This is a genomic window from Mycobacterium sp. 050134 (assembly GCF_036409085.1).
Lineage (GTDB): Bacteria > Actinomycetota > Actinomycetes > Mycobacteriales > Mycobacteriaceae > Mycobacterium.
Genome location: NZ_JAZGLV010000005.1, coordinates 38,312 through 58,285 on the forward strand (window position 1 = coordinate 38,312; position 19,974 = coordinate 58,285).

Annotated in this window: 25 protein-coding genes; 14 read left to right on the forward strand and 11 right to left on the reverse strand. The window is 68.9% G+C overall.

What is annotated here, in order from left to right; translation table 11 throughout:
- The first annotated feature begins 7 nt into the window (after nucleotides 1-7).
- Nucleotides 8-706 (forward strand): alpha/beta hydrolase, encoded by a 699-nt coding sequence (locus SKC42_RS07320; protein ID WP_330963646.1) that lies wholly within the window; start codon nucleotides 8-10, stop codon nucleotides 704-706.
- On the opposite strand, the gene SKC42_RS07325 is transcribed toward SKC42_RS07320, so the two are convergent.
- Together SKC42_RS07325 and dut are read right to left on the reverse strand one after the other, a co-directional pair.
- Nucleotides 703-1,458, reverse strand: a complete 756-nt coding sequence (locus SKC42_RS07325; RefSeq protein WP_442932030.1) for a DUF3710 domain-containing protein — start codon at nucleotides 1,456-1,458, stop codon at nucleotides 703-705. The genes SKC42_RS07320 and SKC42_RS07325 overlap by 4 nt on opposite strands.
- A complete protein-coding gene (dut, locus tag SKC42_RS07330) occupies nucleotides 1,458-1,922 on the reverse strand; it encodes a dUTP diphosphatase (protein WP_330963648.1) in 465 nt (154 codons plus the stop codon). The genes SKC42_RS07325 and dut overlap by 1 nt, the downstream gene beginning before the upstream one ends.
- Nucleotides 1,923-1,947: 25 nt before the next feature.
- Between dut and SKC42_RS07335 the strand changes: the two genes are divergently transcribed.
- Nucleotides 1,948-2,424, forward strand: coding sequence for a DUF3093 domain-containing protein (locus SKC42_RS07335; RefSeq protein WP_330963649.1), 477 nt, complete (start codon nucleotides 1,948-1,950; stop codon nucleotides 2,422-2,424).
- A gap of 6 nt (nucleotides 2,425-2,430) precedes the next feature.
- On the opposite strand, the gene SKC42_RS07340 is transcribed toward SKC42_RS07335, so the two are convergent.
- Nucleotides 2,431-2,733 carry a DUF4193 domain-containing protein gene (locus SKC42_RS07340; protein ID WP_330963650.1) on the reverse strand — a complete coding sequence of 101 codons (303 nt, stop codon included), beginning with the start codon at nucleotides 2,731-2,733 and terminating at the stop codon, nucleotides 2,431-2,433.
- Nucleotides 2,734-2,927: 194 nt separating this feature from the next.
- On the opposite strand from SKC42_RS07340, the gene cei reads away from it, so the two are divergent.
- Nucleotides 2,928-3,578 carry an envelope integrity protein Cei gene (gene cei, locus SKC42_RS07345; protein WP_330963651.1) on the forward strand — a complete coding sequence of 217 codons (651 nt, stop codon included), beginning with the start codon at nucleotides 2,928-2,930 and terminating at the stop codon, nucleotides 3,576-3,578.
- Nucleotides 3,579-3,582: 4 nt separating this feature from the next.
- On the opposite strand, the gene SKC42_RS07350 is transcribed toward cei, so the two are convergent.
- Complete coding sequence (locus tag SKC42_RS07350; RefSeq protein ID WP_330963652.1) at nucleotides 3,583-4,461, reverse strand: inositol monophosphatase family protein; 879 nt, start codon at nucleotides 4,459-4,461, stop codon at nucleotides 3,583-3,585.
- Between the two features lie 112 nt (nucleotides 4,462-4,573).
- Between SKC42_RS07350 and ppgK the strand changes: the two genes are divergently transcribed.
- Complete coding sequence (gene ppgK / locus SKC42_RS07355) at nucleotides 4,574-5,371, forward strand: polyphosphate--glucose phosphotransferase (RefSeq protein WP_330963653.1); 798 nt, start codon at nucleotides 4,574-4,576, stop codon at nucleotides 5,369-5,371.
- A 187-nt stretch (nucleotides 5,372-5,558) separates the two neighbouring features.
- A complete protein-coding gene (locus tag SKC42_RS07360; RefSeq protein ID WP_330963654.1) occupies nucleotides 5,559-7,061 on the forward strand; it encodes an RNA polymerase sigma factor in 1,503 nt (500 codons plus the stop codon).
- Between the two features lie 73 nt (nucleotides 7,062-7,134).
- Here SKC42_RS07360 and SKC42_RS07365 read toward each other — a convergent pair whose 3' ends face one another.
- Complete coding sequence (locus SKC42_RS07365) at nucleotides 7,135-7,494, reverse strand: DUF952 domain-containing protein (protein WP_330963881.1); 360 nt, start codon at nucleotides 7,492-7,494, stop codon at nucleotides 7,135-7,137.
- Between the two features lie 138 nt (nucleotides 7,495-7,632).
- On the opposite strand from SKC42_RS07365, the gene SKC42_RS07370 reads away from it, so the two are divergent.
- Nucleotides 7,633-7,818: a DUF7455 domain-containing protein gene (locus tag SKC42_RS07370; RefSeq protein ID WP_330963655.1), complete on the forward strand. Its 186-nt coding sequence runs from the start codon at nucleotides 7,633-7,635 to the stop codon at nucleotides 7,816-7,818.
- A gap of 66 nt (nucleotides 7,819-7,884) precedes the next feature.
- Nucleotides 7,885-8,874: a YihY/virulence factor BrkB family protein gene (locus SKC42_RS07375; RefSeq protein WP_442932031.1), complete on the forward strand. Its 990-nt coding sequence runs from the start codon at nucleotides 7,885-7,887 to the stop codon at nucleotides 8,872-8,874.
- Here the strand turns inward: SKC42_RS07375 and SKC42_RS07380 are convergent, their stop codons facing one another.
- Entirely contained in the window at nucleotides 8,875-9,114 is a 240-nt protein-coding gene (locus SKC42_RS07380) for a DUF3039 domain-containing protein (protein WP_330963656.1), read from the reverse strand.
- Between the two features lie 45 nt (nucleotides 9,115-9,159).
- On the opposite strand from SKC42_RS07380, the gene SKC42_RS07385 reads away from it, so the two are divergent.
- The 3 genes from SKC42_RS07385 to ideR all read left to right on the forward strand — a co-directional run bounded on the left by SKC42_RS07385 (nucleotide 9,160) and on the right by ideR (nucleotide 11,535).
- Complete coding sequence (locus tag SKC42_RS07385; protein ID WP_442932032.1) at nucleotides 9,160-9,573, forward strand: DUF3099 domain-containing protein; 414 nt, start codon at nucleotides 9,160-9,162, stop codon at nucleotides 9,571-9,573.
- Between the two features lie 175 nt (nucleotides 9,574-9,748).
- Nucleotides 9,749-10,708: a sigma-70 family RNA polymerase sigma factor SigB gene (gene sigB / locus SKC42_RS07390; RefSeq protein ID WP_330963658.1), complete on the forward strand. Its 960-nt coding sequence runs from the start codon at nucleotides 9,749-9,751 to the stop codon at nucleotides 10,706-10,708.
- A gap of 131 nt (nucleotides 10,709-10,839) precedes the next feature.
- Nucleotides 10,840-11,535 (forward strand): iron-dependent transcriptional regulator IdeR, encoded by a 696-nt coding sequence (gene ideR / locus SKC42_RS07395; RefSeq protein ID WP_330963659.1) that lies wholly within the window; start codon nucleotides 10,840-10,842, stop codon nucleotides 11,533-11,535.
- A gap of 23 nt (nucleotides 11,536-11,558) precedes the next feature.
- Here the strand turns inward: ideR and SKC42_RS07400 are convergent, their stop codons facing one another.
- Nucleotides 11,559-12,617, reverse strand: coding sequence for a DUF4192 domain-containing protein (locus SKC42_RS07400; RefSeq protein ID WP_330963660.1), 1,059 nt, complete (start codon nucleotides 12,615-12,617; stop codon nucleotides 11,559-11,561).
- A gap of 112 nt (nucleotides 12,618-12,729) precedes the next feature.
- Between SKC42_RS07400 and sthA the strand changes: the two genes are divergently transcribed.
- Nucleotides 12,730-14,145: a Si-specific NAD(P)(+) transhydrogenase gene (gene sthA, locus SKC42_RS07405; RefSeq protein ID WP_330963661.1), complete on the forward strand. Its 1,416-nt coding sequence runs from the start codon at nucleotides 12,730-12,732 to the stop codon at nucleotides 14,143-14,145.
- On the opposite strand, the gene SKC42_RS07410 is transcribed toward sthA, so the two are convergent.
- Nucleotides 14,142-14,966: a trypsin-like serine peptidase gene (locus tag SKC42_RS07410; protein ID WP_330963662.1), complete on the reverse strand. Its 825-nt coding sequence runs from the start codon at nucleotides 14,964-14,966 to the stop codon at nucleotides 14,142-14,144. The two genes, sthA and SKC42_RS07410, sit on opposite strands and share 4 nt — an antisense overlap.
- A 196-nt stretch (nucleotides 14,967-15,162) precedes the next feature.
- Between SKC42_RS07410 and SKC42_RS07415 the strand changes: the two genes are divergently transcribed.
- Together SKC42_RS07415 and SKC42_RS07420 are read left to right on the forward strand one after the other, a co-directional pair.
- Entirely contained in the window at nucleotides 15,163-16,137 is a 975-nt protein-coding gene (locus tag SKC42_RS07415) for a proteasome assembly chaperone family protein (RefSeq protein WP_330963663.1), read from the forward strand.
- Between the two features lie 101 nt (nucleotides 16,138-16,238).
- Nucleotides 16,239-17,270, forward strand: coding sequence for an alpha/beta fold hydrolase (locus SKC42_RS07420; RefSeq protein ID WP_330963664.1), 1,032 nt, complete (start codon nucleotides 16,239-16,241; stop codon nucleotides 17,268-17,270).
- 33 nt (nucleotides 17,271-17,303) lie between these two features.
- On the opposite strand, the gene SKC42_RS07425 is transcribed toward SKC42_RS07420, so the two are convergent.
- From SKC42_RS07425 to SKC42_RS07435, 3 genes are all read right to left on the reverse strand, one after another.
- On the reverse strand, nucleotides 17,304-17,789 hold the full coding sequence (locus SKC42_RS07425; RefSeq protein ID WP_330963665.1) for a peroxynitrite isomerase: 486 nt from the start codon (nucleotides 17,787-17,789) through the stop codon (nucleotides 17,304-17,306).
- Nucleotides 17,790-17,824: 35 nt separating this feature from the next.
- A complete protein-coding gene (gene nrdR, locus SKC42_RS07430; RefSeq protein WP_330963666.1) occupies nucleotides 17,825-18,289 on the reverse strand; it encodes a transcriptional regulator NrdR in 465 nt (154 codons plus the stop codon).
- A gap of 171 nt (nucleotides 18,290-18,460) precedes the next feature.
- Nucleotides 18,461-18,955, reverse strand: coding sequence for a LysM peptidoglycan-binding domain-containing protein (locus SKC42_RS07435; RefSeq protein WP_330963667.1), 495 nt, complete (start codon nucleotides 18,953-18,955; stop codon nucleotides 18,461-18,463).
- A 293-nt stretch (nucleotides 18,956-19,248) separates the two neighbouring features.
- Here SKC42_RS07435 and lexA point away from each other — a divergent pair, with 293 nt between their 5' ends.
- Nucleotides 19,249-19,944: a transcriptional repressor LexA gene (gene lexA / locus SKC42_RS07440; protein WP_330963668.1), complete on the forward strand. Its 696-nt coding sequence runs from the start codon at nucleotides 19,249-19,251 to the stop codon at nucleotides 19,942-19,944.
- The last annotated feature ends 30 nt before the right edge of the window (nucleotides 19,945-19,974 follow it).

Below are 19,974 nucleotides of genomic sequence, written 5' to 3' on the forward strand. Positions count from 1 at the left end.
TCGGGGGGTGAGTGTCGATCTGCGCGGTGTCACGGCCGTCCTGCTCGCCGGAACCGGCAGCGACGATGACTACGTCAACCGGGCGTTCGCGGGGCCGTTGGCCGAGGCCGGGGCGTCCCTGATCGCCCCGCGGCCGCGGCCGGGCCGGTTGATCGGCGGCTACCTGTCGGCGTTGAACGACGCCGCGCGCAGCGGTTCGATCGCCGTCGGGGGGGTTTCGATCGGCGCCGCGGTGGCCGCCGCCTGGGCGCTGGCCCACCCCGATCGCACGGTGGCGGTGCTGGCGGCGCTGCCGGCCTGGACCGGGGCGCCGGGGGCGGCACCGGCCGCGCAGGCGGCGCGGCATTCGGCGGCCCAGCTCCGCGCCGACGGCCTGGCCGCCACGACCGCCGCGATGCGCGCGTCCAGCCCACCGTGGCTGGCCGAGGAGCTGACGCGCTCGTGGCGCGGGCAGTGGCCCAAGCTGCCCGACGCGATGGAGGAGGCCGCCGGGTACGTCGCGCCGAGCCGAGCCGAGCTGGCCGGACTGACCGCGCCCCTGGGCGCGGCCGCCGCCGTCGACGACCCCATCCACCCGCTGCAGGTCGCCGTCGACTGGGTCGGCGCCACCCCGCGCGCGGCCCTGCGCACCCTGACCCTGGAGCAGCTCGGCGCGAACCCGTCAGCCTTGGGCGCGGCCTGCCTGGCCGCGCTCGGTGAGATTTAGCCGCCGGTCGTGGTGCGCAGCTGCTGCATCGCCGACCCCTCGGCGCCGCGGCGCGCGACCGGTTCGTTGGGCGCCTCGACGGGCGTCTCTTGCGCCGCGTCCTGCTGCTGGGCCTGCTGGGCGGCCGCGGCCTGGCGCAGCTGCTCGGCCATCGGTTCGGGCAGCTGCACCGCCAGCGGCGTCCGCACCGGAAGGGGGGTGTCACCGCGCCGGACCACGGTGTCGGCCAATGCCGCCCGCGCCTCCTGCTCCAGCGCCTCCATCGTCTCGTGCGGACCGTTGATGACGCATCGGATCATCCAGCGGTAGCCATCGACCCCGATGAACCGCACCACGCCCGAGGCCGTGCCGACGACCTCGCGGCCCCACGGGCCGTCCTTGATGCTCACCTTGGCCGAGTCCTTGCGCAGCGACTCGGCGAGCTCACCGGCCACCTCGCGCCACAGCCCGGCCGTCTTGGGGGCGGCGTAGGCGGCGATGGTGAACCGCCCGTTGGGCGTCACCACCCACACCGCGCTGGGGACCCCGGTCTCGGTCAGCTCGACCTGCAGCTGGCCGGTCTCCGGCATCGGGATGAGTACCGAGCCCAGGTCGAGCCGGGCCAGTTCGGCGACGGACGGGTCGTCGAAGTCGTCGATGTCGAACGGGCCTTCGATCTCCTCGACCTCGTCGCCGGACTGATTCTCGGCGGCCTGCTCCGCGAGATCGGAGCGCGCCTCGTCGTTGTCGTCCTTACGTCTACCGAATGCCATCACAGACTCGCATGTCCTCCGGAGGAGCCATGGCCGCCATCGCCACGGGAGGTTTCGGCCAGGCCCGCCTCGTCGAACGACGACACCTCGACCAGCTCCACCAGCTCGACCCGCTGCACTAGGAGCTGGGCGATGCGGTCGCCGCGGTGGATGACGATCGGCTCGGCCGGGTCCAGGTTGATCAGCGCCACCTTGATTTCGCCGCGGTAGCCGGCGTCGATGGTCCCGGGGCTGTTGACGATCGAGAGCCCAACGCGCGCAGCCAAACCCGATCGCGGGTGCACCAAACCGACCATCCCGTGCGGGATGGCGACCGCGACGCCCGTTCCCACGAGTGCGCGGTGCCCGGGGGGCAATTCGACGTCCTCAGCGCTGTACAGATCCACGCCGGCATCGCCGTCATGGGCGCGGCCGGGCAGCGGCAGCTCCGGGTCGAGGCGAACGATGGCGAGACTGGTCTGCACGGGGCCACAGACTACCCTTGACCGCGTGTCAGAGACGCGCATCGCGCCGCACATCGTGCGATACCACGAACGGCTGTGGGTGCCGTGGTGGTGGTGGCCACTGGGCTTCGGGCTCGCGGGGCTGGTCGCTTTCGAGGTCACCCTCGGCGTGCCCGCCCTGCCCGACTGGGTCCCGTACGCGACGCTGTTCGCGGTCGCGGCCGGGGCGCTGCTGTGGCTGGGACGGGTCGAGATAAAGGTCACAGCCGGCCCGGACGGTGTCGAACTGTGGGCCGCCGACGCGCACCTGCCCATCACGGTCGTCGCCCGGTCGGCGGAAGTGGCGCCGTCGGCGAAGTCCGCGGCCCTGGGCCGCCAGCTGGACCCGGCCGCCTACGTGCTGCACCGCGCGTGGATCGGCCCCATGGTCCTGCTGGTACTCGACGACCCCGATGATCCGACGCCGTATTGGCTGGTGAGTTGCCGCCGCCCCGAACGGGTGTTGTCGGCATTGCGCAGCTGACGCTCGTCAAGCCGCGCAATCGGTGCAAATCATCACGCCGTTCTTCTCGCTGGCCAGGCGGCTGCGGTGCTGCACCAGGAAGCAACTCGAGCAGGTGAACTCGTCGGCCTGCTTCGGGATGACCCGAACGGACAGCTCTTCCCCCGAAAGGTCGGCCCCCGGCAGCTCGAAAGATTCAGCGGTTTCGTCGACGTCGACGTCGACGACGGCCGAGGCCGCCTCGTTGCGTCGCGCCTTCAGCTCCTCCAGCGAGTCCTCCGAGACGTCGTCGGTCTCAGTGCGGCGTGGAGCGTCATAGTCGGTAGGCATATCTCCTCTTCCCCTGCCCTATCCCCTCGTACCCTCGTAAACCCAAGCAACGCTTTGTACCAGCGTCGAACGCATCCACCAAACGATTCGTGCCCGGATCACCACCGGTTCATGTGTGATTTGCGCCACACTACCCGATCGGCCCCTGAGTTCGGCTTTGAACAGCGCGTTTGGCGCCCAGCTAGAGTGCAGCTGTGGTCGCACAAATCACCGAGGGTACCGCTTTCGACAAGCATGGTCGCCCCTTTCGGCGGCGCAACGCCCGGCCCGCCATCATCGTGCTGATCCTGCTGGTCGTCGCGACGGGTGTGGCATGGACCGCGGCGCTGACCCGGCCGGCCAAGGTCCACGAGGCCGTGGTGTGCAACCCGCCGCCGCAGCCGGCGGGACCCGCGCCGCCGCAGCTGGGCGAGCAGGTGTCACGCACCGCCATGGCCGACGTCGCCCCGGCCAAGCTCGCGGACACCAAGGTGCGCGTCCTGAACGCCAGCGGGCGCGGCGGGCAGGCTGCCGACGTGGCCGGCGCCATGAAGGACCTGGGCTTCGCGCAGCCGACGGCCGCCAACGACCCGATCTACGCCGGCACGAGGCTGGCCTGCCAGGGGCAGATCCGGTTCGGCACGGCCGGCCAGGCCACGGCCGCCGCCGTCTGGCTGGTGGCGCCGTGCACCGAATTGTTCAACGACAACCGCGCCGACGACACCGTCGACTTCGCGGTCGGCACCGAGTTCACCGCACTGGCGCACAACGACGACATCGACGCGGTCCTGGCCACCCTCAAACCCGGCGCCTCCGAACCGTCGGATCCTGCGCTGCTGGCCAGGATTCACTCCAGCAGCTGCTGAGGAGTCAGTCCGGGATCGGGTCCAGCCCCTTGAACCGTTCCAGGATCGCCAACAGCTCGTCGGCGACGCCGGGGGCGGCCGCGACCGTCAACGCGCCCCCCGGGCCGCCCTCGGCCGGCAGCACCACCCGGGCTCCCGCCTCGGCCGCGATCACCGCTCCGGCGGCGCAGTCCCAAACCTGCAGCCCATGCTCGTAGTAGGCGTCCAGGCGTCCCGCGGCGACCATGCACAGATCCAGCGCCGCGGAACCGATCCGGCGCACGTCGCGGACCGCCGGCAGCATCCGCGCCAGCAACGCCGCCTGCGTTTCACGGCGTCCCTTCGAATAACCGAAGCCCGTGCCCAACAACGACATTGACAGCTCGTCGGCGTCGGAGCAGCGCAGCGGCTCCGACCCCCGCTCGTCGGTGACATGCGCGCCCAACCCCTTCGCCGCCGAGTACACGCGGCCGCCGACCACATCGGCGACCGCGCCGGCGACCGGCACGCCGTCGACCTGGACACCGACCGACACCGCGTAGGCCGGGATGCCGTAGACGAAATTCACTGTGCCATCGATGGGGTCGAGCACCCAGGTGACCGCGCCGTCGGACGTCGCCCCACGATCGGCGGGCCCACCGCCCTCCTCCCCGAGGATCGGGTCGCCAGGCCGCAGCGCCGCCAGCCGATCGCGCAGCAGCCATTCGGCCTCGGTGTCCACCACGGTCACCGGGTCGGTCGGGGTGCTCTTCGAGCGGACCGCGTCGCCGGAGGCCGCACCCGCACCGGCACCGAAAACCTCGGCCCGGCGGTGCCGCACGAATTCGGCGGCCTCGGCCGCCAGGGTTTCGGCCACCGAACGCAGGCGGGCCGGCTCGGCAGGTTCCTCAGTCGGGCGCGTCACCCGTCCATCGCATCACAGCGGCAGCCACCGCGCAGACACGCCCAACGGCGCCTTCCGCGACACGGTGGGCGCTAAGGTGGTCGGACAGCCCACGTCTTGCCGAGGGGGTTCGATGACCAGCACCGACACGCCCAGCGCCGACGCGGGCGTTGCCACGCCGCAGCGCCAGGCGTTCGGCATCGACGTCGGCGGCAGCGGCATCAAGGGCGGCATCGTCGACCTGAGCACCGGTCTGCTCGTCGGCGACCGGGTCAAACTGCTGACGCCGCAGCCGGCCACGCCGGCCGCGGTCGCCAAGGCGATCGCCGCCGTCGTCAACGAATTCGGGTGGACCGGTCCCCTCGGGGTGACCTATCCCGGCGTCGTCACCCACGGCGTGGTGCAGACGGCGGCCAACGTCGACAAGTCGTGGATCGGGACGAACGCGCGTGACGTCATCAGCGCCGAGCTGAACGGCCAGCCGGTCACGATCCTCAACGATGCCGACGCGGCCGGGCTCGCCGAGGAGCGCTACGGGGCGGGCGCGAACCAGTCCGGACTCGTCGTGCTCCTAACGTTCGGCACCGGCATCGGCTCCGCTGTGATCCACAACGGCACGCTGATACCCAACACCGAATTCGGCCACATCGAAGTCGGCGGCAAGGAGGCCGAGCAACGGGCCGCGTCGTCGGTCAAGGAGCGCAACGGCTGGAGCTACGAGAAGTGGGCCACGCAGGTGACGCGGGTGCTGGTGGCCATCGAAAACGCCATCTGGCCGGACCTGTTCATCGCCGGCGGGGGCATCAGCCGCAAGGCGGACAAGTGGGTGCCGCTGCTACTGAACCGCACCCCGGTGGTGGCCGCGGCGCTGCAGAACACGGCCGGAATCGTGGGCGCGGCCATGGCCGCGACCGTCGACGTCACGCACTGATTCTCGCCGGTAGGGCGGTACCAGCCCCTGCGGTCGTTACAATGGTCGTCGGCGGTCCCCAGCGCCTAGCCCAGACCAAGAGCGTGCACCATCCACGCTGATACCAAAGCCAAGACCGACATATACACACACTTTCGGTTCTCCATGCCCATACCCACCGAAAGTGCGGCCAAACGAAGGGGTTTAAGTGGCAGCGACGAAGGCAAGCCCGGCAACCGAAGAGCCGGTGAAGCGCAATGCCACCAAGGATCCGTCTAAGAGGTCGGCGGCTTCGCCCGCCAAGGCACCCAACGGCTCCGCCCCAGCGAAACACCCCGCCAAGGCCGCACCCCGGGCCCCCAAGCCCGGGACCGAAGCCGACGGCGACGCCAAGAAGCCGCCGGCAACGGCCAAGGGCCCCGCCGGCAAGCCGGGCCGCGGGACCAAGGCCGCGGACAAGGGCGCCGGGGACGACGCTGAACTGGGGACCGACGGCGCTGTCGAGGAACTCGACGCAGAGCCCGACCTCGAGGGCGACGACATCGAAATCGACGCGACGGACCTCGGCCTGGACGACCTGGACGAGGACGCGGAGTCCGAGGACGTCGAAGTCGACCCGGCCGACGCCGAGGAGGGAACCGCCCCCGCCGCGGCGGCCGGGCCGGCCCCCGCCGACGACGACGACGAGATTGCCGAGCCCACCGAGAAGGACAAGGCCTCCGGCGATTTCGTCTGGGACGAAGACGAATCCGAGGCGCTGCGGCAGGCGCGCAAGGACGCCGAACTCACCGCCTCGGCCGACTCCGTACGCGCCTACCTCAAGCAGATCGGCAAGGTGGCGCTGCTCAACGCCGAAGAAGAAGTCGAGCTCGCCAAGCGGATCGAAGCCGGCCTGTACGCCACGCAGCTGATGTCCGAGATGGCCGAGCGCGGCGACAAGCTGCCGGCCGCCCAGCGCCGCGACATGATGTGGATCTGCCGCGACGGCGACCGCGCCAAGAACCACCTGCTGGAAGCCAACCTGCGGCTGGTCGTCTCGCTCGCCAAGCGGTACACCGGCCGCGGCATGGCCTTCCTCGACCTGATCCAGGAGGGGAACCTGGGCCTGATCCGCGCGGTCGAGAAATTCGACTACACCAAGGGCTACAAGTTCTCCACTTACGCGACCTGGTGGATCCGCCAGGCGATCACCCGTGCGATGGCCGACCAGGCCCGCACCATCCGCATCCCGGTGCACATGGTTGAGGTGATCAACAAGCTGGGCCGCATTCAGCGCGAGCTGCTGCAGGACCTGGGCCGCGAGCCCACGCCCGAAGAGCTGGCCAAGGAAATGGACATCACCCCCGAGAAGGTGCTGGAGATCCAGCAGTACGCCCGCGAGCCGATCTCGCTGGACCAGACGATCGGCGACGAGGGCGATAGCCAGCTCGGGGACTTCATCGAGGACAGCGAGGCCGTGGTGGCCGTCGACGCGGTGTCCTTCACGCTGCTGCAGGACCAGCTGCAGTCGGTGCTCGAGACCCTCTCCGAGCGCGAGGCCGGCGTGGTGCGGCTGCGCTTCGGCCTCACCGACGGACAGCCCCGCACCCTGGACGAGATCGGCCAGGTCTACGGCGTGACCCGCGAGCGGATCCGCCAGATCGAGTCCAAGACGATGTCGAAGCTGCGCCACCCGAGCCGTTCGCAGGTCCTGCGCGACTACCTGGACTAGCGCCCGGCGGCCACCATGGTCGGCGTGGCCGCCTCATCGAGCCGGGGCCGCTGGTGAAGATCGAGGCGGACGCCTACGTCGCCTGACGCAGCGGCGCGAACGTGCCGTCGGCCTGCGGCCGGTACGCGTTGGCCGCGACCACGGCGCGCACCGGCAGCGGCCCGTACAGATGCGGGAACAGCATCGATTCGGGATCCGTCGGAACCCCCGGCTCCCAGCGCACGGGCGAGTTCAGCATTGCCGGGTCCACGTGCAGGAGCAGGAGGTCGACGCGGCCGCGGTACAGGCGGTTGGCGGGCAGGTGGACCTGCTGGGGTGTCGACAGGTGGACGAAGCTGTCGCCGGTCGCCGCGGGGTCGATGGCGCCGCGGTCGCGGGCGCGAGACCAGTCGTCGGCTCCGCACAGGTGGACCAGCAATGTCGGGGGCGGCATCACAGCCGGTGACCCTAGACAACCCGCCGGGGGAGTATCAAACACCTCGTGAGAAACGACACACCCCACAACGGTTGGGGAACAAGGCGAAAACGCCATACGTCTGAGAGAGTGAATCAACGTAAGAACGGAGAAGCCATGAACGCAACTCTGACCAGTCCCGAGCTAACTCGCGCCGACCGCTGCGATCGCTGCGGCGCCGCGGCCCGTGTCCGCGCCAAGCTGCCTTCTGGAGCCGAGCTTCTCTTCTGCCAGCACCACGCCAACGAGCACGAGGCCAAACTGGTCGCGCTTGCCGCCGTCCTGGAGGTCAGCGAAAGCTAGCTCGTTCCGGACTCGCCCGTCGGCAATGTGGGTGACGGGGTCAGTCATCGGTAATGCTGGATACGTATGAGCGATCAGGTCGCGAGGCCGTCCCGCCATCACGTCTGGCGAATCAGTTTGAGGACTCTGGCAAAGAGCTGGGACGACTCGATTTTTTCGGAGTCAGCGCAGGCCGGTTTCTGGTCTGCGCTGTCTTTGCCTCCGCTTCTGCTGGGGATGCTGGGCAGCCTCGCCTACGTGGCCCCGCTGTTCGGGCCGGACATGCTGCCCAGCATCCAGCACCAGCTGATCTCAACGGCGCACAGCGTGTTCTCCAGCAGCGTGGTCACCGAGATCATCGAGCCGACGGTGCGCGACATCGCCAGCCACGCCCGCGGCGAGGTGGTGTCGCTGGGATTCCTGATCTCCCTGTGGGCCGGGTCGTCGGCCATTTCGGCGTTCGTCGACTCCGTCGTCGAGGCTCATGATCAAACCCCGCTACGCCATCCGGTACGGCAGCGCCTGTTCGCGCTGTTCCTCTATGTGGTGATGCTGGTGCTGGTCGTCACGACGGCCCCGCTGGTGGTCACTGGCCCCCGCAAGGTGGGCGAGCACATCCCCGTCGAGCTGGCCAACGTGCTGCGCTACGGCTACTACCCCGCCCTCATCTTCGGGCTGACGGTCGGGGTGATGGTCTTGTACCGGGTGTCGCTGCCGGAACCGTTGCCATCGCATCGCCTCATTTTCGGGGCCGTCCTCGCGGCGGCGGTGTTCGTGATCGCCACCCTCGGACTGCGCTTCTACCTGCGGTGGATCACCAGCACCGGTTACACCTACGGCGCGTTGTCCACGCCGATCGCTTTCCTGCTCTTCGCGTTCTTCGGCGGGTTCGCCATCATGCTGGGCGCCGAACTCAACGCGGCGATACAGGAGGAATTCCCCGCACCCCGGACGCACGCCCACCGCCTACGCAAGTGGCTGGCGGCGCGGATGCCGCCCGGCCGCCGGGCGGAGGATCCCCCGCCCGAGCGCGTAATCCCGGAGTGCAGCGTGGCGACCGCCGAGCCGCCAGCCTGATCAGCCCTTCTTGAGGCTTTCGTAGATCCTCTTGCAGTCCGGGCACACCGGCGATCCCGGCTTGGCCGCCTTGGTCACCGGGAAGACCTCACCGCAGAGCGCGACGACGTGGGTGCCCATCACCGCGCTCTCGGCGATCTTGTCCTTCTTGACGTAATGGAAGAACTTCGGGGTGTCGCTGCCCGTCCCGTTATCGACGCGTTCGTCGGTATCGGTGCGTTCGAGCGTCTGGGTGTCCATGCCTGACATTGTGCCCCGAAATTCGCTACAGCCGGAATCGATCCGGTGTGGAAGAGTGGAGTCATGAAGCGCGACTCCGACCTGGGGTTCGACGATGATGGCAGACCGGTGCTCATCACCGCCGCCGCGGTGTCCTACGAGGAGCAGCACCGCGCCCGAGTACGTAAATATCTGACTTTGATGGCGTTCCGCATCCCGGCGCTCATCCTGGCCGCCGTGGCGTACGGGACGTGGCACAACGGGCTGATCTCGCTGGCGATCATCGCGGCGTCGGTGCCACTGCCGTGGATGGCCGTGCTGATCGCCAATGACCGGCCACCCCGCCGCTCCGACGAGCCGCGGCGGTTCGAGGATGTGCCGCGCCACACCCCGCTTTTCCCGACGGCCGAACGGTTGGCGCTCGAAAATCCCCGGTACGAACCGCAGGCCGCACCCCGGCGCTCGGACGACCGGGGCTGACTGGGCGGCGGCCGACGTTCCGCTGAGCACTCGCCGGCCGCACTTCTCAGGACTTTCTCAGGTCGCCGGCACATCTCTGCACGTCAAGGCGTGTGAGATCAGAAATTGGTGGGAACTCTCAGGCCGGATCTGTCGTTATACCCAATGACAGTTACAAGCCGATCGGGAGGTCGCTATGGCGAACGCCACCACAAGTAGGTTTGACGGCGATCTGGATGCTCAAAGCCCCGCAGCGGATTTAGTGCGCGTATATCTCAACGGAATCGGTAAGACGGCGTTGCTCAACGCGGCAGGCGAGGTCGAATTGGCCAAGCGCATCGAGGCGGGGCTCTACGCCGAGCACCTGCTCGAAACCCGTAAGCGCCTGGGCGAGAACCGCAAACGCGAGCTGGAGGCCGTCGTGCGCGACGGCGAGGCGGCGCGCCGTCACCTGCTGGAGGCGAACCTGCGCCTGGTGGTGTCGCTGGCGAAGCGCTACACCGGTCGCGGCATGCCGCTGCTGGACCTGATCCAGGAGGGCAACCTCGGTCTCATCCGCGCGATGGAGAAGTTCGACTACACAAAGGGATTCAAGTTCTCCACGTACGCCACGTGGTGGATCCGGCAGGCCATCACCCGCGGCATGGCCGACCAGAGCCGCACGATCCGGCTGCCCGTTCACTTGGTCGAGCAGGTCAATAAGCTTGCGCGGATCAAGCGGGAGATGCACCAGAACCTGGGGCGCGAGGCGACCGACGAGGAACTGGCCGCCGAATCGGGGATCCCGGTCGAGAAGATCAACGACCTGCTCGAGCACAGCCGCGACCCGGTAAGCCTGGACATGCCCGTCGGCTCCGAGGAAGAGGCCCCGCTGGGTGACTTCATCGAGGACGCCGAGGCGATGTCCGCGGAGAACGCGGTGATCGCCGAGCTGTTGCACACCGACATCCGCAGTGTGCTGGCCACGCTCGACGAGCGTGAGCACCAGGTGATCCGGCTGCGTTTCGGTCTCGACGACGGGCAGCCGCGCACGCTCGACCAGATCGGCAAGCTGTTCGGCCTGTCCCGCGAGCGGGTGCGCCAGATCGAGCGCGACGTGATGTCTAAGCTGCGCAACGGCGAGCGCGCCGACCGGCTGCGTTCGTACGCGAGCTAGGCCCCCGGCCCGAACCAGGAAAGACGACAGTATGCCCGCCGCTCCAGCGGCGGGCATACTGCGCGCCAAGGAGGCGTTGCATCCGTTCGCGCAGCTGGCCAAGTAGACTCAGCGTCAATGGAGGGTGCGGGATGAACGAGCTGGTTGATACCACCGAGATGTACCTGCGGACCATTTACGACCTCGAGGAAGAGGGCGTGACGCCGCTGCGTGCCCGGATCGCCGAACGCCTCGACCAGAGCGGTCCGACCGTGAGTCAAACCGTGTCCCGGATGGAGCGCGACGGCCTGCTACGCGTGGCCGGCGACCGCCACCTGGAGCTCACCGACAAGGGCCGGGCGCTGGCCGTCGCCGTCATGCGCAAGCATCGCCTGGCCGAAAGACTGCTCGTCGACGTCATCGGTCTGCCGTGGGAGGAAGTGCACGCCGAGGCCTGCCGGTGGGAGCACGTGATGAGTGAGGATGTGGAACGACGGCTGGTGAAGGTCCTCGACAACCCCACCACGTCGCCGTTCGGCAATCCGATCCCGGGCCTCCTGGACCTCGGGGTGGGACCCAAATCCGGCTCCGACGACGACAACCTGGTCCGGTTGACGGAGCTGCCCGCCGGCTCGCCGGTCGCGGTGGTCGTGCGTCAACTCACCGAGCACGTGCAGGGTGATATCGACCTGATCACCCGGCTCAAGGACGCGGGCGTCGTGCCCAACGCGCGGGTGAGCGTGGAGACCAGCCCCACCGGTGGCGGCGTGACCATCGTGATCCCGGGTCACGAGAACGTCACCCTGCCCCACGAGATGGCGCACGCCGTCAAAGTCGAGAAGGTCTGACCGGGGCCCACGTTGGGCCTCCCCTACCCCGCCCGGCGGCCGAACGCCCGCCGCGGCGGCAGCCGCACCCCGACACGCTTCGCCAGCCGGTAGCCCGTGGCCGCCAGCTCCCGGATGCGCTCGGGCCGCAGCCCCGACTGCAAGGCCGTGTCCAGCATGCCCGCCATGCGGTGGCCCGGCTCGCACCGCAGCGCGGCGTCCAGCGACACCCCGGCGAGCGGGCCGTCCCCGCGGGCGTACGCGCTGAAAGCCAGCAACGCCAGCGCCTCGACCCGCCAGGGCGGCGGCAGCAGGCGCGCCAGCAGCGCCCACAGTGATTCCGCTTCGCCCGCCGAATCGCCGACGGCCAGCGCGTAGAGGATGTCGCGTACCACCCCGTCGCGCAGCGCACAGCCCAGCTCGGCGATGTCGGCATCGGGCAGCGACTCGCCAGCCGCCGCCCGGGATGCCGCTGCCATCGCGGTCTCGACGTCGCGCCTGCGGCTCCGGTCCGGATCGGCGTGCTGCGCGACCCGGCGCCTGGCCGCCTCTTCTTCCAGGGCGGCGGCCAGATCCGCGCTGCGAGCGGGGTCCTCGACCGCGATCACGGCCTGGAGTTCGGCGCGCCGTGAGTAGAGCCGCCTGCCGTCCAGTACCGCCGCCGCGGCCAGCGGCGACGACGACGGATCGTCGATCACACCGCCCGAACCGCAATTGTCCACACAGTGCCAGCGCCCACCCCGGGCTACCCGGTCCACCACGTGCGCGGCCCATAACTGAATGTCGTGCTGCGACAACTCCTCGGCCAGTTCGTCGCACAGCTGCCGGTATTCCTCGTTGCAGCCGGGGCAGTGCGCGCCGTCCGCGTCGACGATCACCACGATCGCAGCGTCCGGCTCGGCGGCGGCGGCCATCTCGGCCAGATCAACGATCCGGGAGGGCAGTTCGTCGCCGAGGTCGACCCGCAGCACCGACCCGAGCTCTCCGTCCCCGAGGGACACCAGGATCAATGAATTCTCCGGCACGAAGCCGAGAACGGCGGGTAGCGCAGCGATCAATGCTGCAGGGCGGCCCAGTTGGAAGTCAGGTCGATGCGTCGTCATGGGCACAACGCTGACGATGCCGACCGTCAGGCGGTGCTCACCCGAGCCGGTCGGGTCGCCGCCCTGTGCATGAACCCAGCACTGTGAGTTCAGCTGCTTTACTGTTTAGCGCATGGAGTCGGCGCAAGAGTACGACATGGTGGTCATCGGTTCCGGGCCCGGCGGCCAGAAGGCCGCCATTGCCTCGGCCAAGCTGGGGAAGTCCGTCGCGATCATCGAACGAGGCCGGATGCTCGGCGGCGTTTGCGTCAACACCGGCACCATCCCGTCAAAGACGTTGCGCGAGGCGGTCGTTTACCTGACCGGGATGAACCAGCGCGAGCTGTACGGCGCAAGCTACCGGGTGAAGGAGCGGATCACGCCGGCCGACCTGTTGGCCCGCACCCAGCATGTGATCGGCAAGGAAATCGACGTGGTGCGCAGCCAGCTGATGCGCAACCGCATCGACCTGCTGGTCGGTCACGGCCGCTTCCTGGACCCGCACACCATCCTCGTCGAGGACCCGTCCCGCCGCGAAAAGGTAACCGTCAGCGGCGAGTACATCGTCATCGCCACCGGGACGCGCCCCGCCCGGCCCTCCGGAGTCGAGTTCGACGAGGAGCGGGTGCTGGACTCCGACGGCATCCTCGATCTCAAGTCGCTCCCGGCGTCGATGGTGGTGGTGGGCGCCGGGGTCATCGGGATCGAATACGCCTCAATGTTCGCCGCGCTGGGCACCAAGGTGACCGTCGTGGAGAAGCGGAACGACATGCTCGACTTCTGCGACCCGGAAGTCGTCGAGGCGCTCAAGTTCCACCTGCGCGACCTGGCCGTCACCTTCCGCTTCGGCGAGGAGGTGACCGCGGTCGACGTCGGCTCCGCCGGCACCGTCACCACCCTGGCCAGCGGCAAACAGATTCCCGCCGAGACGGTGATGTATTCGGCTGGGCGCCAAGGACAGACCGACCACCTCGACCTGCACAACGCCGAGCTCGAGTGCGACAACCGCGGCCGGATCTTCGTCGACGACACGTTCCAGACCAAGGTGCCCCACATCTACGCAGTCGGCGATGTGATCGGCTTCCCCGCGCTGGCCTCGACCTCGATGGAACAGGGCCGGATCGCCGCGTACCACGCGTTCGGGGAACCGACCGACGGCATCACCGAGCTGCAGCCGATCGGCATCTACTCGATCCCGGAGGTGTCCTATGTCGGTGCGACCGAGGTCGAGCTGACCAGGGATGCGATCCCCTACGAGGTCGGGGTGGCCCGCTACCGTGAGCTCGCCCGCGGCCAGATCGCCGGCGACTCCTACGGCATGCTCAAGCTGCTGGTGTCCACCGAGGACCTGCGGCTGCTCGGCGTCCACATCTTCGGCACCAGCGCCACCGAGATGGTGCACATCGGCCAGGCGGTGATGGGCTGCGGCGGCACCGTCGAGTACCTGGTCGACGCGGTGTTCAACTACCCGACGTTCTCCGAGGCCTACAAGGTGGCGGCGCTCGACGTGATGAACAAGATCCGCGCACTCAACCAGTTTCGCCGCTAGCAGGCGTCCGGGACGTCGCTCGGCACCGCGTCGCCGGGCCCCCCGGCGTTCGCCCGGGCCAGCAGCTGAGCGACGTGTTCGTCGAACGGCGCAGAGTACGACACGCTCGGCGCGCAGCCGCCGCGCTCGAAACCGCCGATCAGCCCCGTGAGCGTGGTGCCGCTGACCCACGGCGCGCCGCTGGTGCCGTCCACCAGCCCCTCGCAGGCCAACGAGGGAAACCCGCTGTCATTGATCGACGTGCTGGCCTGACACCCGATCGGCGAGCCACCCACTCCGGCCGGGTATCCCAGCACCGTGACGTGGCTGCCGGCTGGCGGCGTGGACCCCAGCGTCAGGGCCAGGCCGACCCGCGATTCGACCGACCCGGCGGCGTCGTTGCTCACCCGCGCGATCGCGTAGTCCGCGTGCGGATCCTTACTGGCCGACCAGCGAGGGTCGAGGTAGACGGCGTCGGCTTTCCACACGTCGGCCGGGGCGGGCGGGGCATCACCCGCCAACCCCGGGACGAAGGTGATCTGGGAGGCGCCGGCCAGGCAGTGCGCCGCGGTGATCATCAGGTTTCCGCCCGTCGAATGCACCACCGAGCCCGTGCACACGTGCACGGAGCCGCCGTCGATGAAGATCGCGCCTACGCGCCTGTCGGGGTCCACCGGGCCGGCCGCGGCCTTCTGCTGGGGCTGGGCCAGCCGCTGCACGGGCCCGCTGGACCGCGGAACGGACACGATCGGGCCGGCCACATGGTCGCCCGGCCGGACGCACGACGTCATCAGCGTCGCCACGCCGACCACCGGGCACAGCAAGAGCATCGGAGCGCGCATTTGGGTCCCATCATGCCTGACCGGGGCGCGCCCGGCGCACCGCGCCGCGGCGTCGGCGGCCTGGATTTGGTATGAATGCCGGCGCATTCGCACGATTGAGTCCGACTCGAAGTTCGTGGTTGTTCCTGGCGCCCGCCGATTTAGTGGACACTTGGTAGGGCACCCTGGATAGACCCCCGAAAGGAGGCAATCCCCCATGGCCCACCATCAAGACCCGGATGACGCCTACTACCAGCCCGGGCAGCACGGTATGTACGACCTGGAGTTTCCGGCGCCCCAGCTGTCGGCCGCGGACGGCCGCGGCCCGGTGTTGGTGCACGCCTTGCAAGGCTTTTCCGACGCCGGCCACGCGATCCGGCTGGCCGCCGCCCACCTGAAGGCCGCGCTGGACGCCGAACTCGTCGCCTCCTTCGCCATCGACGAGTTGCTGGACTACCGCTCTCGGCGACCGGTCATGACGTTCAACAGCGACCATTTCAGCCACTACGACGACCCGGAGCTGAACCTGTACGCGCTTCGCGACAGCGTCGGCACCCCGTTTCTGTTATTGGCCGGCATGGAGCCGGACCTGAAGTGGGAGCGCTTCATCACCGCCGTTCGCCTGCTCGCCGAGCGGCTCGGAGTGCGTCAAACCATTGGCCTGGGCACCGTCCCGATGGCGGTCCCCCACACGCGTCCGATCACGATGACGGCGCACTCCAACAACCCCGAGCTGATCGCCGACTTCACGCCGTGGATCTCCGAGATCCAGGTGCCCGGAAGCGCATCCAACCTGCTCGAATTCCGGATGGCCCAGCACGGACACGAGGTCGTCGGGTTTACGGTCCACGTCCCCCACTACCTGACCCAGACCGACTACCCCGCCGCCGCCCACGCGTTACTCGAGCAGGTGGCGAAGACCGGATCGCTGGAGCTGCCCCTAGCGGCCCTATCGGAGGCGGCCACCGCGATCCGCGGCCGCATCGACGAACAGGTCCAGGCGAGCGCAGAAGTCGCCCAAGTGGTGGCCGCACTCGAGCGACAGTACGATGCCTTCATCGACGCTCAGGAGAACAGATCTTTGCTAACACGCGACGAAGATCTGCCTAGCGGCGACGAGCTTGGTGCGGAGTTCGAGCGATTCTTGGCCCAGCAGGCGGAGAAGAAGTTCGACGACGAGGACCAGGCATAAATTGGCGCAGGAGCTTTGCCAGATCGTTGTTAGATTTAATGCCATGGCCATGGCCCGGCCCCACACCCGACTAACTAGACCCGACTAAAAAGGTGCGCAAGATGACCGAGCGGAAGAGCAAAGCCAACCTCCGCCCGGTGCGCGAGGTGACCGCGCCCTCGCTGGAGTTCCGAACCATCCACGGTTACAAGCGGGCCTACCGGATCGCCGGCTCCGGCCCCGCGATCTTGATGATCCACGGCATCGGGGACAACTCGACCACGTGGAACGCCGTGCAGGCCAAGCTCGCTCAGCGCTTCACCGTCATCGCCCCGGACCTCCTGGGCCACGGGCGGTCGGACAAGCCCCGCGCCGACTATTCGATCGCCGCCTACGCGAACGGGATGCGGGACCTGCTCAGCGTCCTGGACATCGAGCGCGCGACCATCATCGGCCATTCCCTCGGCGGCGGCGTGGCGATGCAATTCGCCTACCAGTTCCCGCACCTCGTCGAGCGGCTGATTCTGGTCGGCGCCGGCGGCGTCACCAAGGACGTGAACTTCGTGCTGCGCTGCGCTTCGCTGCCGATGGGCAGCGAGGCCCTCGCGCTGTTGCGCCTGCCCCTGGTGCTACCGGCTGTTCAGGCCTTCGGGCGGGTGCTGGGCACCATGTTGGGCAGCTCCGGGCTGGGCCGCGACCTGCCCAACATGCTCCGCATCCTCGACGACCTGCCCGAACCGACGGCCTCGGCGGCCTTCAGCCGGACGTTACGGGCAGTGGTGGACTGGCGCGGGCAAATCGTCACGATGCTGGACCGCTGCTACCTGACCGAGGCCATCCCGGTGCAGATCGTCTGGGGCGCCAAAGACTCGGTGGTCCCGGTCCAGCACGCCTGGATGGCGCACGCCGCGATGCCGGGCTCCCGGCTCGAAATCTTCGAGGGCTCCGGCCATTTCCCGTTCCACGACGATCCCGCCCGATTCATCGACGTCGTGCAGCGTTTCATCGACACCACCCAGCCCGCCGAATACAACCAGGGCGCCCTGCGCGAACTGCTGCGCACCGGGGGCGGCGAGCAGACCGTAACCGGACCGGCCCCCACCCGCGTCGCCGTCCTGAACGCCATGGGGTCCGACGAGCGCAGCGCCACCTGAGGTTCGGCACCGGAGCCGCCAGTCGATCGGCGGTCAGTCCCGTCGGTGCAGCACCGCGGCGAGGTGGTCCTGCAACGGTTTGCCGACGGCTGCCATCCGGACGGTATACGACAGCTCGTCGCCGTCGACGCGGAAGGAACGGCTCAGCGCGGTCACCTCTTTGGCGGTGGGAGTCAGCCCGATCGAGGTGGTCGACAGCTCCATGTCGACGCGGCCGCCGGTGGCGGAACACGTGCCGACCTCGATCTCGGTGATGCCGCTCGGGTGGGCCAGGACCAGTTCGACGTGGCCGGGCCGCGGTACGCGGAGGTACCCGGTCTCGGCGTGCAATGGCTTGCCGTCGCCCGGCGCCCGGGTCTTTTGTCCGTACGCCAGGAACGGCTTCCCGACGTGGGAGAACGCGACTTCCTCGAGATAGTCGAACGGCTGGATCGTCGGATACTTGCCTGTCCCCCGACCGGTCCAGGTGCCCAGCAGGGGCGCCAGCGGCACGAGGTCCGGATGCAAGTCCATGGGCATGCAGAAAACCCTAGCCGTGACGGTGTCGGGCCCGGTCAGCTCGGGGTGGCTACCTTGCGGTGCGCGCGGAGCGCCTCGATCTCGCGCTCGAAGTCTTCGGCGGACGAGAAGGAGCGGTATACCGACGCGAACCGCAGGTACGCCACCTCGTCCAGATCGCGCAGCGGCCCGAGGATCGCCAGGCCGACCTCGTGGCTGGGGATCTCCGGCGACCCGGCGGCACGCACGGTGTCCTCGACCTGCTGGGCCAGCAGGTTCAGGGCGTCGTCGTCGACCTGCCGGCCTTGGCACGCCCGTCGCACGCCTCTGATGACCTTCTCCCTGCTGAAGGGCTCGGTGACTCCGCTGCGCTTGACTACGGCCAGCACGGCGGTCTCAACGGTGGTGAAACGGCGCCCGCACTCGGGGCACGACCGGCGGCGCCGGATGGCCTGGCCCTCATCGGTTTCGCGCGAGTCGATGACCCGGGAATCGGGGTGGCGGCAGAAGGGACAGTGCATCACCGCTCCTTCGCCGCGCTGTCAACCGGATATCGCAGTTCCCGAGCGTACCCGCGCCCGGCCATGGACGGCCATGCATGGCCAACGCAACCGCACACCGGGTGCACCCGCCAGGACGAGGACCGAGGCGCGTTGGCGCGAGCCGGTTTTCACCGCGCGGGCGCGATGCCGTCAACCGACCGGCGCGATCAGGGTCTGGCCCGCGACCAGCGTCGGCGAGCCCAAATCATTGAGTTCCCGGATGCGCTGCACCACCTGGCGTGCCGGCGCGTCCGGCGCCACCCGGTGAGCGAGGTCCTCGAGCGACTCCCCGCCCTCGACCCGCACGACGGCGAGCCGGTCGGGTACGGGGGCCGCCGCGGCCGGGGAGCTGCCGTTCAGGGCCTCCCCCACGTTGGCGACCAAACCCAGCCACAGCGTGATCAGCCCGGCCACCACCGCCAGCCCGACGGTGGTCGCCAGCGTGACGGGCCGCCTGCGGTGCGGCGCGGCCGATACCCGAACACCCGTGCCGTAGTAGCGCGGCGCCGCGGCGGCGGGCCTCGATGGGCCGGGCCGGCGGGAGTGAGCCAACCCCTCCCGGCCGTAACGCGCGCCCTCCACCGGCCCGTTGACCGGGCGCCGCATGCTGCTGGTGCGCGGCGAGAGTGTGTGGGTGATGGTCATCTCAGGTCCTCCGGTCAACTAATTCTCGCTCGTGTGTTCGACACTATATCGCTCGTGTGTTCGATAGCCGAACATGTGAGCGAAGTGTGTCGGACGAGCAGAACGCTAGATCACTCCACCGACAAGTTCGTCGGTCACTATCACTGGCATGGAGTTGAAGTACCCGGTATGCCGAAGAGTTACACCGTTGTGATTCCGGTGCGTGCGGGTCGTTTTTTGCGGAGGGATCGGCCACGACACGCCAGTCGAACACATGTTTGATTCTTCGTGGCCGGGCGGTTAACCTCAGTCCCATGAGCGACAGCAACGACACCTCGTCCGCGGCGGGCGGCCGTGCGCCGTCTCACGATTCCTCGCTGACCGAACGTCAGCGCACCATTCTGAATGTCATTCGCGCGTCGGTGACCAGCCGCGGCTACCCGCCGAGCATCCGGGAGATCGGCGACGCGGTCGGCCTCACTTCCACCTCGTCGGTGGCCCACCAGCTGCGGACGCTGGAGCGGAAGGGCTATTTACGCCGCGACCCGAACCGGCCGCGGGCCGTCGACGTCCGCGGCGCCGACGACGAGGTGGCGGCGCCGGCCACCGAGGTCGCCGGTTCGGACGCACTGCCGGAACCGACGTTCGTCCCCGTCCTCGGGCGCATCGCGGCGGGTGGCCCGATTCTCGCCGAGGAGGCCGTCGAAGACGTCTTCCCGCTGCCGCGTGAGTTGGTTGGCGAGGGCACGCTGTTCCTACTCAGGGTGGTCGGCGACTCGATGGTGGAGGCCGCGATCTGCGACGGCGACTGGGTGGTCGTGCGACAGCAGAACGTCGCCGACAACGGCGATATCGTCGCGGCCATGCTCGACGGCGAGGCCACCGTGAAGACGTTCAGGCGCGCGGGCGGCCAGGTGTGGCTGATGCCGCACAATCCGGCGTTCGATCCGATTCCGGGCAACGACGCGACCGTGCTCGGCAAGGTCGTGACGGTCATTCGCAAGATCTGACGCCGGGGCCGCTGCCCAGCGCACCATCCG

Excerpts from the sequence above, each read along its gene's own strand:
- SKC42_RS07325 (WP_442932030.1), bottom strand. The coding sequence starts at position 1,458 with ATGGCATTCGGTAGACGTAAGGACGACAACGACGAGGCGCGCTCCGAT.
- SKC42_RS07340 (WP_330963650.1), bottom strand. The coding sequence starts at position 2,733 with ATGCCTACCGACTATGACGCTCCACGCCGCACTGAGACCGACGACGTC.
- ppgK (WP_330963653.1), top strand. The coding sequence starts at position 4,574 with ATGACCAGCACCGACACGCCCAGCGCCGACGCGGGCGTTGCCACGCCG.
- SKC42_RS07365 (WP_330963881.1), bottom strand. The coding sequence starts at position 7,494 with ATGCCGCCCCCGACATTGCTGGTCCACCTGTGCGGAGCCGACGACTGG.
- SKC42_RS07370 (WP_330963655.1), top strand. The coding sequence starts at position 7,633 with ATGAACGCAACTCTGACCAGTCCCGAGCTAACTCGCGCCGACCGCTGC.
- SKC42_RS07375 (WP_442932031.1), top strand. The coding sequence starts at position 7,885 with ATGAGCGATCAGGTCGCGAGGCCGTCCCGCCATCACGTCTGGCGAATC.
- SKC42_RS07380 (WP_330963656.1), bottom strand. The coding sequence starts at position 9,114 with ATGGACACCCAGACGCTCGAACGCACCGATACCGACGAACGCGTCGAT.
- sigB (WP_330963658.1), top strand. The coding sequence starts at position 9,749 with ATGGCGAACGCCACCACAAGTAGGTTTGACGGCGATCTGGATGCTCAA.
- ideR (WP_330963659.1), top strand. The coding sequence starts at position 10,840 with ATGAACGAGCTGGTTGATACCACCGAGATGTACCTGCGGACCATTTAC.
- SKC42_RS07400 (WP_330963660.1), bottom strand. The coding sequence starts at position 12,617 with ATGACGACGCATCGACCTGACTTCCAACTGGGCCGCCCTGCAGCATTG.
- sthA (WP_330963661.1), top strand. The coding sequence starts at position 12,730 with ATGGAGTCGGCGCAAGAGTACGACATGGTGGTCATCGGTTCCGGGCCC.
- SKC42_RS07410 (WP_330963662.1), bottom strand. The coding sequence starts at position 14,966 with ATGCGCGCTCCGATGCTCTTGCTGTGCCCGGTGGTCGGCGTGGCGACG.
- SKC42_RS07415 (WP_330963663.1), top strand. The coding sequence starts at position 15,163 with ATGGCCCACCATCAAGACCCGGATGACGCCTACTACCAGCCCGGGCAG.
- SKC42_RS07420 (WP_330963664.1), top strand. The coding sequence starts at position 16,239 with ATGACCGAGCGGAAGAGCAAAGCCAACCTCCGCCCGGTGCGCGAGGTG.
- SKC42_RS07425 (WP_330963665.1), bottom strand. The coding sequence starts at position 17,789 with ATGCCCATGGACTTGCATCCGGACCTCGTGCCGCTGGCGCCCCTGCTG.
- nrdR (WP_330963666.1), bottom strand. The coding sequence starts at position 18,289 with ATGCACTGTCCCTTCTGCCGCCACCCCGATTCCCGGGTCATCGACTCG.
- SKC42_RS07435 (WP_330963667.1), bottom strand. The coding sequence starts at position 18,955 with ATGACCATCACCCACACACTCTCGCCGCGCACCAGCAGCATGCGGCGC.
- lexA (WP_330963668.1), top strand. The coding sequence starts at position 19,249 with ATGAGCGACAGCAACGACACCTCGTCCGCGGCGGGCGGCCGTGCGCCG.